Source organism: Nocardia sp. CS682 (assembly GCF_004634405.1).
Lineage (GTDB): Bacteria > Actinomycetota > Actinomycetes > Mycobacteriales > Mycobacteriaceae > Nocardia > Nocardia ninae.
Map to the genome: position 1 here is coordinate 3,889,498 of NZ_CP029710.1, position 10,468 is coordinate 3,899,965.

Sequence of the window (10,468 nt, forward strand, 5' to 3'; positions counted from 1 at the left end):
CCCGCGGCGCCGCCTTCGATTCGGAAGGCGTTGCGGCGCTGTCGTTTTCCTCGACCGCCGGAATCCGATCGGCCGAACCCGATGCGGCGGCGGCGAATTGCGCGCCCGCGTCGATGACGGTCGACTCGGCGGCACTCGCGTCGGCGTCGGCGTCGGCGACCGGCGCGGCACCCGCCCCGGCAACGCCCGACCCGACGGCACCCGATGCGGAGCCTGCCTCCGCGACCGGCGCGGCACCAAGCCCGGCAACAGACCCGGCTGAATCCGAATCGGTCACCGCATCGGCGGCGACGGCAGCGATGCCCGCCTCGACCGCGGCCGCGTCGGCAGTGCCCGCGGCATCGGCGGCATCAGTGGCGGACTTTTCTAGCTCGCGCTTGTCGGCATCGGGCTGATCGTGATCGGAGCTCACGCGCGGGATCCTTCGGGAGTGGCGGCCGCGGCCGCGTGTGCGGCGGCGGGCAGGGCGGCGGCGATACGGTCGAACGCGTCCTCGTCGAGCGCCGCGGACACGAACCAGGCTTCGAACGCGCTCGGCGGCGCGTACACGCCACCGTCGAGCAGTGCGTGGAAGAACGCGGGGTAGCGCCAGGTCTGGCTGGCCTTGGCGGCGGCGTAGTCGGTGACCGGGCGTTCGGCGAAGAACACGCTCACCATATTGCCCGCGAACTGCACCTGATGCTCGACGCCTGCGGCGCTGAGCGATTCGCCGAACAGCTCGCCGAGCCGTTGCGCGTTCCGATCCAGCGCGGCGTACACCGCGTCGTCGGCCGCACGCAGCGTGGCCAGGCCCGCGGCGACGGCGACCGGGTTACCGGAGAGCGTGCCCGCCTGATAGACCGGGCCGAGCGGGGCGAGGTGGTTCATGATCTCGGTGCGGCCACCGAACGCGGCGGCGGGCAGGCCACCGCTCATCACCTTGCCGAAGGTGTAGAGGTCACCGGCCACGCCCTCGCGGCCGAACCAACCCGCCGGACTCACCCGGAAGCCGGTCATCACCTCGTCCATGATGAGCAGCGCGCCGTGGTCGGCGGTCAGCTTGCGCAGTCCCGCGTTGAAGCCGGGCAGCGGCGCCACCGCGCCCATGTTGCCCGCGGCGGCCTCGGTGATCACGCAGGCGATGGCGTCGGGGTGCGCGGCGAACGCGGCGGCGACGGCGTCGAGATCGTTGTAGGGCAGCACGAGGGTGTCGGCCGCCTGCGCGCCGGTGACGCCGGGCGAGGTGGGCAGCCCGAGGGTTGCTACGCCGGAGCCCGCGTCCGCGAGCAGCGCGTCCACGTGGCCGTGGTAGCAGCCGGAAAACTTGATGATCTTGGCGCGCCTGGTGTAGCCGCGCGCCAGCCGCACCGCGCTCATCGTGGCCTCGGTGCCCGAGTTCACCAGGCGCACCCGGTCCACCGGGGCGACGCGCTCGATGATGGCCTCGGCCAGTTCGATCTCCGCCTCGGTCGGCGCGCCGAACGACAGGCCACCGACCGCGGCTCGCTGCACCGCGTCGACCACCGCGGGATGCGCGTGCCCGAGAATCATCGGGCCCCACGAGCACACCAGGTCGACGTACTCGTTGCCGTCCGCGTCGACGAGGGTGTAGCCGTGCGCGGACGCGATGAATCGCGGTGTGCCACCAACGGAGTTGAAGGCACGCACCGGCGAGTTGACACCACCGGGAATCACCGAACATGCCCGGTCGAAGAGCTGGGCGGAAACCGGCACCGATGCGCTGGTCACGCGCGGAGAAGAACTCACGACCTCCAGTGTCTCAGCCCGTTCGGATCGGGTCGACGACAGGGTGTAGTGGCGGTGACGCAGACCGCAACACGCCGGGGCACTGTTTACGCCGTATTCGATCGCCCTGAGATTGCTGGTGCGTAATCTCGGGCGTCACCATTCATCTGCCCCGGAGGATTTCTATGCGGTTTGCCATGTTCAGTGCTGCTGTATCCACCGCGCTCGTCGGTGCGACCGTCGCGTTCGGCGCCGGTTCGGCCGCGGCGGTGGAACCGGTCGCGCAGCCCGATCGGATCGGCGTGCAGCTGAGTCATGAGGAGACCAGGATGGTCGCCGACGGTCCCATTCCGGCGGTGGTCACCATGTTCGTGCCGCTGAACCGGATCGGCGTCGGCCTGAAGGCCGATACCGCGATCTACAAGGACGAGAACGGCGGCGTGCACGCGTCGTTGCGGCAGACGATCGTGGAAGCGGCGAATCATTCCGACGGAACGATCACCCTGTTCCTGAACGCCCCGGGTACCCGCAACGGCCGCGTGCTCGACGTCTATCAGAACTGGAGCTGAGCCAGGCTCAGCTGTACATACACGGCGCCTGCGCGGACACGGTGTGCAGGTAGCACATAAAGGTGTTGTACGGGCCCGCGGAACCGGAGTCCGGCACCAGCACCGGCGCGTCCACGGGGCTCACCGCGGTGTCGACCGCGCCCGCGGGCTCGAGCGGAAGTCCGGGGTTCGCACCCGCTGGCGCGGCACCGATCCCGATCGCGGCGGATATCGCCAGTGCGGCACAGACTTTCACAGCAAGCCGGTTCATCAATCCCAATCCTTGGTAGACACAGGTTTACGGCCGAAATACTAACGGCCGCAGCGGGATTGTTGTCAGGTAATGCCGATGCACCAGAGCGCGAAGCCGGTGGTCGCCAGACAGGCCAGCGGCGCGGGCAGCGCGTGCAGCAACGGCGGCGGCGGGGTCTGCACCAGTACGGGCACCACCGCGGCCGGTGGGGCCGGGGAAACCTCGGCGGGTGCCGCGACCGCCGGGGTCACCGTTGCCGCGCCGATCAGGCCCGCGGCGGCGGCGCCGAGGAGCGTTCGCTTGACAGTGACTGTGGGTTCCATGGATTCGATGTTCCCGCGATCGGCGGGCCGAAACGGTGGAGCCTGCGGTCGCCGGCGCGGCCGTTGCGAACGGGGCTGGTCGACGGCGGCTGCGGCGAGCGATCAGTGGTGCCGGCGAACGCGCACCGCGCGGGTAACCGCGTCGATGGCGATCAGCCCGGCGATCGCGAGCAGCACCGCGGCGAGCAGCAACCACGGCGCGACGTAGCGGGTCGCGACGAACTCCGGCGCCTCCCCCAGCGCGGCGAAGGTGCTGGTCTGGATGCCGTTGCGCCAGCTCAGCACTGCGGCGACGAGGCCGAGCACGACTAAACCGAGTTCGACGGCGATCACGGTGATCGGTGTCTTCAACGGTCCATCCCCTTCTCAGTGCGCTGGGTCTCCGGTGCCGAATCGTCCGGCGGCGGATCGGTTTCGGGTGCTTGGCCGAGCGCCGTGGTCAACGCGGCACGCAGTGCTCGATGGTTTTTCGCCCATGCCTGCACCAGGCTGCCGTCGGACAACCGTAACCCGATGCCGGTGCGTCGGCGGGGCACGCCGCTCAACTCCCCCAGCGCCCGCGCGGATTCCCAGTCCTCGTCGTCCCAGGAGTCTTCGTCGCGTTCGGGCAGGACGGCATCGATCGAACTGAGCGGCAGTGTCTCGGTGCCGTCGCGCAGCGTGGTCTCGGTGAGTTCGACGCTGACGTGCCGCCGCCCGGCGGTCACCTGCAGCACCACGAACATGGCGATCAGCGAGCCACAGAAAAGAAGAGCGAACCAGTGCACGGAGCTACCGGTCGCGATCTCCAGTACGAAGATGATCAGGCACAGAATGGGGCCGTAGGCCACGGTGCGCCACCGAGCGCCCGGCTCGGCGAACAGCACGCCGGAATTGTCGAGCGCCTTGCTCACGCGACGCCCACAGCGTCGCGGATCGGCAAGGCGGAGCGCGGAATCAGCGAGTGAGACCGGGCAACAGCAGCACGGCGACGGTGAGCACCGCGAACAGGATCAGCAGGCTCAACACGGCCAGTTCCCGCCGAATGCTTTGCGGCTGTTGGATCACCACTCGCACTGATGCCTCCGATTCCCCGGAGCCATCTGACGGATTCCCTCACGCGAGGTAAGACAACGTCTGACAAACAACTACCGGTTCCCATGTCCACTGTGACAACCCTCACGATACATGCCGGCCGTGCCCCGACAAATTCGGGCGACAACCGTTCACCGGCGGCTCATCTGGAAATAAGCGGTCGGTTCCGGGCGGTGCGCCAGGTAGATCGCCCCGCCCGCGAGCACCGCCTGCACGATCGCCGCGCCGCCGGCCACCAGCGAGGCGGCGCTGGTCACCGAGTTGAACGCGAACAACGCGCCGACGCCGATCACCACGAGCCACGCGCCGACCACGGTCAGCACGGTGCGCGCCCAGAGTTTTCCGCGCGCGAATTGGTGCACGATCAGCAGCGCCAGCACCGCGACACCGAGCCCGAGGAACACCGCTACGACGTAGACCAGCGTGACCATCAGTTCGGCGCTGGCCAGGGTGACGTGCGGGTCCTGCTCCTTGGCCTGGTCGAAGACCTGCTGGGCGAAGGTGCGCCGCTGCGGCAGCGCCGCCACCATCGACGCGATCAGCTGCACGACCCCGAATCCGACCACGCCCCACCACAATTGCCGGGCGGTGCCGACATCCACCGGCATCGGCGCTGGGGTGGGCGCGGCGCCGACCGGTCTCGGCGGGTTCGTCACGACAACCAGTGTGCGGCCTCGGTCGCCCAGTAGGTGAGCACGATGTCCGCGCCCGCCCGCCGGATCCCCATGAGCGACTCGAGGATGGCGCCGCGCCGGTCGATCCAGCCGCGCTCGGCGGCGGCGGTGATCATCGCGTACTCGCCGGAGATCTGGTACGCCGCGACCGGAACGGTGGAGTGGTCGGCGACGTCGCGCAGGATGTCCAGGTAGGACATGGCCGGCTTGACCATCACGATGTCCGCGCCCTCGGCCAGGTCCAGCTGGAGTTCGCGGATCGCCTCGCGGCGGTTCGCCGGGTCCTGCTGGTAGCTGCGCCGGTCGCCTTCCAGCGACGAGGCGACGGCCTCACGGAACGGGCCGTAGAACGCGGAGGCGTACTTGGCGGCGTAGGCGAGGATGCCGGTGTCGGTGCGCCCGACCGCGTCCAGGCCGCGCCGGATCGCGCCGACCTGGCCGTCCATCATGCCGCTGGTGCCGAGCAGGTCCGCGCCCGCGGCGGCCTGGGCCAGCGCCATCTCGACGTAGCGGTGCAGCGTGGCGTCGTTGTCGACCGAACCGTCGGGTCCGAGCACCCCGCAGTGCCCGTGATCGGTGAATTCGTCGAGACAGGTGTCGGCCATGATCACCGTCGAGTCGCCGACCTCGTCGGCCAGCGCGCGCAGTCCGCGGTTCAGGATGCCGTCCGGGTCGCTGGCTTGGCTGCCGGTGGCGTCCTTGTCCTCGTGGCGCGGCACGCCGAACAGCATCAGTCCGCCGACACCCGCCGTCACCGCTTCGACGGCCGCCTTGCGCAGCGAATCCATCGAATGCTGCAGCACGCCGGGCATCGAACTGATTTCCCTCGGCTCTTCCAGGCCGTCGGCCACGAACATCGGCAGCACCAATTGCCGTGGCTCCAGCGTGGTTTCGGCCACGAGACGACGCAGTGCGGGGGTACGGCGCAACCGCCGTGGGCGGTCCAATCCGGTCATAACCGCACGATACGCCCGGCGTCGGGAGCTGTCGCGAGCGCCCGTCGCCTCGCGCGCGAGGCACCTCGCCCCGCCGCGCCGGAGCCTGCCGTTTCGGCACGACAGCGGCTCGACCGCGGGCCCGGCATGCACACACCGGCCCGCCGAGCCCGAGTTCGGGAGCAACGGTGTGTGAAATCACACCTGTCGCGCAGGCCGATGGCGCATACTCCGACAAGAGGGCGAGACCCCCTGGGGGACAGCATGACCGAACCGCACACCGAAATCTCGCTGGCCCGAGCCGCCGACTTCGAGTCGTGGGTGGCGGTCCTACTGTCGGACTGGTGGCCGGTGCTCACCGGTGGACTCACACCACCGGCGACGACACTGCGCGCCTGGCGCGCCGCCGACGCCACCGGGCAGATCTTCCGCGTCGAGTTCATCGCCCGGCAGCTGGCCGAGCCCGAGCTGATGACGGTGGCGCGGCGCGCCTTCGACGACCTCGGCATGACACCGGACGAGCGCGAGATGACGCAGAGCCTCGGCAGGCACCTGGTCGGGCACACCGAGGACGCCACCGTGCAGCTGCGCTTCTCCGACACCGCGCACACCATCTTCCTGCGCCTGCAGAGCAGGCCGTGTCAGGTCTCCACGGCCGCCGGGTGGCAGCTGAGTGCGATGCCCGACGCCACGCTGCCGTTCCCGAACACCACGACCGGACCGATGGACATCCGGGTGGCCCGCAACAGCGCCAGGCATCTGCTCGCCCAGCACAGCGCGCGGTTCGCCACGCCCGCCGATCCGTTCCAGCTCGGACCGCAGGGGCACGTCTCCGATGTGGGCTGGGCGTTCGTCTTTCCCTGGTCCACCACGTCCTGGTACGCCGACGGCACCTCACCGGTGCTGGAGCCGGGCACCAAGGGGCCGATCGTGGTGGTGAAGGACACTGGAGATACCTGGTTGCTCGACAGCCTGAGCAGCTACGAATCCCAGCTCGCCGAGTACGCCGACGCCAACGGCTACCGGCACGGCACGCCCGATCCGGCCTGAGAGGTCCGCGATGACCCGAACCGCTCCGTCATGACATCGCCTACGCCGGGTGCCCGACCCGATCCGGTGCCCACCGCGCACCAGCGCAGGCTCGACACACTGCGCGCCATCGCCGAGCGCGGCGACCTCGGCGCCATGGAGCAGCTCGGGCACCTGTTGCGCGAGGCGAACGACCTGGACGACGCCGAGCACTGGTTCCGCAAGGCCGCCGAGCGCGGCAGTGCGGCCGCCATGGCCGACCTCGGGCTGCTGCTCGGCACGCACGGCCGGATCGCCGAGGCGGTGCGCTGGCTGGCAGCGGCGGACGACGCAGGCTGTCCTGGGGCGGGCCTGCAACTCGGGTTGTTGCATCTGGAGCGGGGCAAGATCGACGACGCCGAGCGATGGCTGCGGCCCGCGGCCGCGGCCGGGTCGCCGGAAGCGTTGTGCAACATGGGCGTTGTCGCCAATCGCCGCGGCTGCAACGACGAGGCCGAGCAGTGGTACGAGCGCGCCGCCGAGGCCGGAAACGCCACGGCCATGCGCACTTTGGGCCTCTACATGGCTAGACGCGGCGAACTGGACCGAGCCGTCGAGCTGCTCACCGAGGCGGTCCGGCGCGGGCGCACCGATGCCATGGCCATTCTGGGCTCGCTGCATCTCGATCACGACGACACCGCGGCGGGCGAGTACTGGTTGCGCCGCGGGGCCGAGGCCGGCGACCCCGACTCGATGTTCCATCTCGCCCTGTTCCTGCGCGGGCAGGACGCCGCTCCGTTCACCGGAGATCTGAGTGAGCCGGGTGCGCTGCGGGCGGCCGCGGCGATCGCCACCGGCCGGACACCGGCCCAGCAAGAAGCCAGGCAGCTGCTGGAACGCGCCGCCGCGCTGGGCCATCCGCAGTCACTGCACCTGCTCCACGACATCTGACCAACCGGCGCGACGAGCTCAGTCCGATGTGTCGGTGGGGTGTTCCGAGGTCGGCGTGGACCAGGTGTCATAAGCAGCTCGCGCGGTGGGGTAGGTGCTGAAGATGCCCTTGAGGCCGATCAGACCGAAGGTGCGGTCGAGCTGCGCGGGCACCGCCGCGAGGGCGAGCTGCGCGTCGGCGTCGGTGGCCCGGTTGCGGGCGGCGATCAGCGCGGAAATCCCGCTGGAATCACAGAATTCGAGCCCGGCCAGGTCCAGCACCAGTAACTGGCCACGGGTCAGCGCCAGCGTTTGAATCGCGGCGAACGCGGCGGGCGAACTCGCGGCATCGAGTTCGCCGATGAACACGAGCACCGGCCCGGCCTCGGTGGTGTGGTTGGTGATGGTGAAGTCGGTGCTCACGGTTGGTAGCCTCCGAAGGGCGGGATGCTCATGGCGAGCAAGGCGGTGTCGTCGTCGACACCGTCACTGAAGCCGGTGAGCAATTCGGTGACCGCGGCCACCAGTGCCGACGCGGTGACCGGGCCGAGGGCGGCGATGAACTCGCGCAAGTGCTCCTCGCTGAAACGTTCGCGGCCGCGGACGCGGGCCTCGGTGAGACCGTCGGTATAGAACAGCACGGCATCGCCGGGCCCCAGCTCGAGCTCGACGCTGGCGAAGCGCGCATCGGGCAGCGCGCCGACGAGCATGCCACCCGGTGTCTCGACCAGGCTGGTGGTGCCGTCGGCCCGGATCAACACGGCGGGGGTGTGCCCGCCCGAGGCCAGGGTGAGAGTGACGCCTGCGGCTTCGGGCGCGAGGGAACCGTAGACCACGGTGCAGAATCGCGGTTCGTCGCGCCGGTACTTGTGCAGCAGCACCGTGTTGAGATTGTCCAGCACCGAGATCGGATCCGGGTCATAGACCGCGGCCGCGCGCAACGTGTAGCGGGTCAGCGAGGTCACCGCCGCCGCATTCGCACCCTTGCCCGACACGTCACCGAGAAAGAAGCCCCACGTCTCGCCGGTCAACGGGAACACGTCGTAGAAGTCGCCGCCGACATTGTCGGTCGAGGCCGGGTGGTAGTAAGCAGCGATCTCGACACCCGGAATCTCCGGCAACTCCGGCGGCAGCAGGCTGCGCTGCAACGTGCTCGCCAGCTTCTGCACCCGCTCGCGCTCCCGGTCGGCCGACTCCCGTGCCAGATCGGCTCTGTCGCGGGCTCGGTCGGCGCTTTCCCTGGCGCGCAGGAGTTCCTGCTCGTAGGCGCGGCGGTCGGTGGCGTCGAAGACGGTGGTGCGGATCAGTTGTGCGGTACCGTCCTGGCCGGCCTTGACCACCGAGGTCAGCAGCACCGATAACCGAGTTCCGTTGGCGCAGCGCAGTTCCAGGGTCAGACCGCCGGCCTCACCGTGCATGGACAGCATCGGCGCGAGATGGGTTTCGTAGTAGATGCGTCCACCCACCGTCAGCAGGTCGGTGAACTTGCGCTGTCCGACCAGCTCGTCGCGGCGATAGCCCAGCCAATCCAGCAGCGTGCCGTTGATCTTGGCGACGGTGCCGTCCATCAGCGTGGAAAGGTAACCGCACGGGGCGTTTTCATAGAGGTCCTCGACGCTGTCCTCCAGCAACGCGGAGAAGGCGGGGTCGGTGTCGCCACGTTCCGGCGGCGGCTCCCCGTCGCGATGACCGCCGCCGGGCGGGTCATCGGTCCGCGACATCATCTGCGGCCCGCGAACGCCGCGATCGCCGCCGCGGTGGCCTCGGGTGCGCTCAGCTGCGGGCAGTGCCCGGTCGCGGGCAAGGTGACCAGTTCGCTACCCCGGATCTGGTCGTGCACGAACCGGCCCACCTCGGGCGGGGCGATGGCGTCTTCGGCCGTCTGGACCACCAGGGTCGGAATTTCGACCTTCGGCAGATCGGCGCGGTTGTCCGACAGGAAGGTCGCCTCGGCGAACACCTGGGCGATCATCGGGTCGGTGCGGCAAAAGCTCTCGGTCAGCTCGGCACCCAGTTCCGGACGGTCGGGGTTGCCCATGATCACCGGCGCCATCGTCGCCGACCAGCCCAGATAATTGGCGTCGAGGGAGCCGAGCAACTCATCGATATCGGCGCGGCTGAACCCACCGCGATAGTCGCCGTCATCGATATAGCGCGGTGACGGAGTCAGCAGCACCAATCGCGCGAACCGCTCCGGCGCCAGATCGGCGGCCAGCACCGCGATCATCGCCGACACCGAATGGCCGACGAGCACGACGTCGCGCAGGTCCAACTCGGCACAGATCTCGACGACGTCCTCGGCGTACGCGTCCAGGCTCGCGTAGCGTTCGGCCGACCACGCGGACGTGTCCGACCGGCCCGCGCCGACATGGTCGAACAGCACCACCCGGAAGCGCTGGGCCAGCATCGGCGCCACCAGCCGCCACATGTTCTGGTCACAGCCGAAACCATGGGCCAGCAGCAACGTCGGACCGTCCACCGCACCGGTGACGTTCACGTTGTTCCTGGCACACGCGCTCATCCGGACCATCCTGCCACCTTCGGCGCACCACGCTACCGAGCACCGATCCGCTGCTGATGTCGCCGCACCGCCGGTTCGCCAAAACCCTTGCGGCCAGCGGTTTTTGTCGGTGCCCTTCGATATAATCGAAGGAGTGTTCGAGGGGACTCGCCGAGTCCCCGATCGCAACGGGAGGGAAGCCTGTGCCCGCGACGAAGACCGTCCTCATCGATCGTCCCTACACACCGCTGGAGAAGAAGCCGCTGCCCGCTGGGCGGCCACGGTCGTGGTACGTCCGCCACAACCGCAAGCTCAAGGCGATGCGCCTGACCATCGCCCTGCTGGATTCGGGGGTCTACAACCCGAGCAACGCCAACAACAAGCGGATTCGGCACACCGCCGAGGTCGTCGGCATTCGCCCACCCTCCGATACGACCTGCAACATGGTGCGCACGCTGATGCGCAAGCGGTACTGAGGCACCGCGGTCGGACCGATGA

14 protein-coding genes are annotated in these 10,468 nt (G+C 69.3%); 4 read left to right on the top strand and 10 right to left on the bottom strand.

Annotated features, from left to right (window positions below):
- Positions 1-408: 408 nt before the first annotated feature.
- Positions 409-1,746: a glutamate-1-semialdehyde 2,1-aminomutase gene (hemL, locus tag DMB37_RS17470; RefSeq protein ID WP_135233624.1), complete on the bottom strand. Its 1,338-nt coding sequence runs from the start codon at positions 1,744-1,746 to the stop codon at positions 409-411.
- A gap of 164 nt (positions 1,747-1,910) precedes the next feature.
- Here hemL and DMB37_RS17475 point away from each other — a divergent pair, with 164 nt between their 5' ends.
- Positions 1,911-2,294, top strand: coding sequence for a hypothetical protein (locus DMB37_RS17475; RefSeq protein WP_234391285.1), 384 nt, complete (start codon positions 1,911-1,913; stop codon positions 2,292-2,294).
- Positions 2,295-2,301: 7 nt separating this feature from the next.
- Here the strand turns inward: DMB37_RS17475 and DMB37_RS17480 are convergent, their stop codons facing one another.
- From DMB37_RS17480 to hemB, 6 genes are all read right to left on the bottom strand, one after another.
- Positions 2,302-2,544: a hypothetical protein gene (locus DMB37_RS17480; RefSeq protein ID WP_135233625.1), complete on the bottom strand. Its 243-nt coding sequence runs from the start codon at positions 2,542-2,544 to the stop codon at positions 2,302-2,304.
- 65 nt (positions 2,545-2,609) lie between these two features.
- Complete coding sequence (locus DMB37_RS17485; protein ID WP_135233626.1) at positions 2,610-2,849, bottom strand: hypothetical protein; 240 nt, start codon at positions 2,847-2,849, stop codon at positions 2,610-2,612.
- A 102-nt stretch (positions 2,850-2,951) separates the two neighbouring features.
- On the bottom strand, positions 2,952-3,200 hold the full coding sequence (locus DMB37_RS17490) for a hypothetical protein (protein WP_135233627.1): 249 nt from the start codon (positions 3,198-3,200) through the stop codon (positions 2,952-2,954).
- Positions 3,197-3,742 (bottom strand): hypothetical protein, encoded by a 546-nt coding sequence (locus DMB37_RS17495; RefSeq protein WP_240772427.1) that lies wholly within the window; start codon positions 3,740-3,742, stop codon positions 3,197-3,199. Before DMB37_RS17495 ends, DMB37_RS17490 begins: the two co-directional genes overlap by 4 nt.
- A 312-nt stretch (positions 3,743-4,054) precedes the next feature.
- Entirely contained in the window at positions 4,055-4,579 is a 525-nt protein-coding gene (locus DMB37_RS17500) for a hypothetical protein (RefSeq protein ID WP_135233628.1), read from the bottom strand.
- A complete protein-coding gene (gene hemB, locus DMB37_RS17505) occupies positions 4,576-5,553 on the bottom strand; it encodes a porphobilinogen synthase (RefSeq protein ID WP_135233629.1) in 978 nt (325 codons plus the stop codon). The genes DMB37_RS17500 and hemB overlap by 4 nt, the downstream gene beginning before the upstream one ends.
- Positions 5,554-5,796: 243 nt before the next feature.
- On the opposite strand from hemB, the gene DMB37_RS17510 reads away from it, so the two are divergent.
- Positions 5,797-6,582, top strand: a complete 786-nt coding sequence (locus tag DMB37_RS17510) for a hypothetical protein (protein WP_135233630.1) — start codon at positions 5,797-5,799, stop codon at positions 6,580-6,582.
- A gap of 30 nt (positions 6,583-6,612) precedes the next feature.
- The gene (locus tag DMB37_RS17515) at positions 6,613-7,491 is read left to right on the top strand and encodes a tetratricopeptide repeat protein (protein ID WP_135233631.1); all 879 of its coding nucleotides are present in this window, start codon (positions 6,613-6,615) and stop codon (positions 7,489-7,491) included.
- A gap of 18 nt (positions 7,492-7,509) precedes the next feature.
- Here the strand turns inward: DMB37_RS17515 and DMB37_RS17520 are convergent, their stop codons facing one another.
- The 3 genes from DMB37_RS17520 to DMB37_RS17530 are packed head-to-tail and all read right to left on the bottom strand — an operon-like array spanning position 7,510 to position 9,991.
- On the bottom strand, positions 7,510-7,893 hold the full coding sequence (locus DMB37_RS17520; RefSeq protein ID WP_135233632.1) for an STAS domain-containing protein: 384 nt from the start codon (positions 7,891-7,893) through the stop codon (positions 7,510-7,512).
- Positions 7,890-9,191, bottom strand: a complete 1,302-nt coding sequence (locus tag DMB37_RS17525) for a SpoIIE family protein phosphatase (RefSeq protein WP_135237632.1) — start codon at positions 9,189-9,191, stop codon at positions 7,890-7,892. The genes DMB37_RS17520 and DMB37_RS17525 overlap by 4 nt, the downstream gene beginning before the upstream one ends.
- On the bottom strand, positions 9,191-9,991 hold the full coding sequence (locus DMB37_RS17530; protein WP_135237633.1) for an alpha/beta fold hydrolase: 801 nt from the start codon (positions 9,989-9,991) through the stop codon (positions 9,191-9,193). Before DMB37_RS17530 ends, DMB37_RS17525 begins: the two co-directional genes overlap by 1 nt.
- Before the next feature lie 182 nt (positions 9,992-10,173).
- On the opposite strand from DMB37_RS17530, the gene DMB37_RS17535 reads away from it, so the two are divergent.
- Positions 10,174-10,446, top strand: coding sequence for a hypothetical protein (locus tag DMB37_RS17535; protein ID WP_135233633.1), 273 nt, complete (start codon positions 10,174-10,176; stop codon positions 10,444-10,446).
- Positions 10,447-10,468 lie beyond the last annotated feature (22 nt).

What these genes read in the sequence shown, in the direction of transcription:
- DMB37_RS17475 (WP_234391285.1), top strand. Translation starts at nt 1,911, where the DNA reads ATGCGGTTTGCCATGTTCAGTGCTGCTGTATCCACCGCGCTCGTCGGT.
- DMB37_RS17510 (WP_135233630.1), top strand. Translation starts at nt 5,797, where the DNA reads ATGACCGAACCGCACACCGAAATCTCGCTGGCCCGAGCCGCCGACTTC.
- DMB37_RS17485 (WP_135233626.1), bottom strand. Translation starts at nt 2,849, where the DNA reads ATGGAACCCACAGTCACTGTCAAGCGAACGCTCCTCGGCGCCGCCGCC.
- hemB (WP_135233629.1), bottom strand. Translation starts at nt 5,553, where the DNA reads ATGACCGGATTGGACCGCCCACGGCGGTTGCGCCGTACCCCCGCACTG.
- DMB37_RS17515 (WP_135233631.1), top strand. Translation starts at nt 6,613, where the DNA reads ATGACATCGCCTACGCCGGGTGCCCGACCCGATCCGGTGCCCACCGCG.
- DMB37_RS17480 (WP_135233625.1), bottom strand. Translation starts at nt 2,544, where the DNA reads ATGAACCGGCTTGCTGTGAAAGTCTGTGCCGCACTGGCGATATCCGCC.
- DMB37_RS17525 (WP_135237632.1), bottom strand. Translation starts at nt 9,191, where the DNA reads ATGTCGCGGACCGATGACCCGCCCGGCGGCGGTCATCGCGACGGGGAG.
- DMB37_RS17530 (WP_135237633.1), bottom strand. Translation starts at nt 9,991, where the DNA reads ATGAGCGCGTGTGCCAGGAACAACGTGAACGTCACCGGTGCGGTGGAC.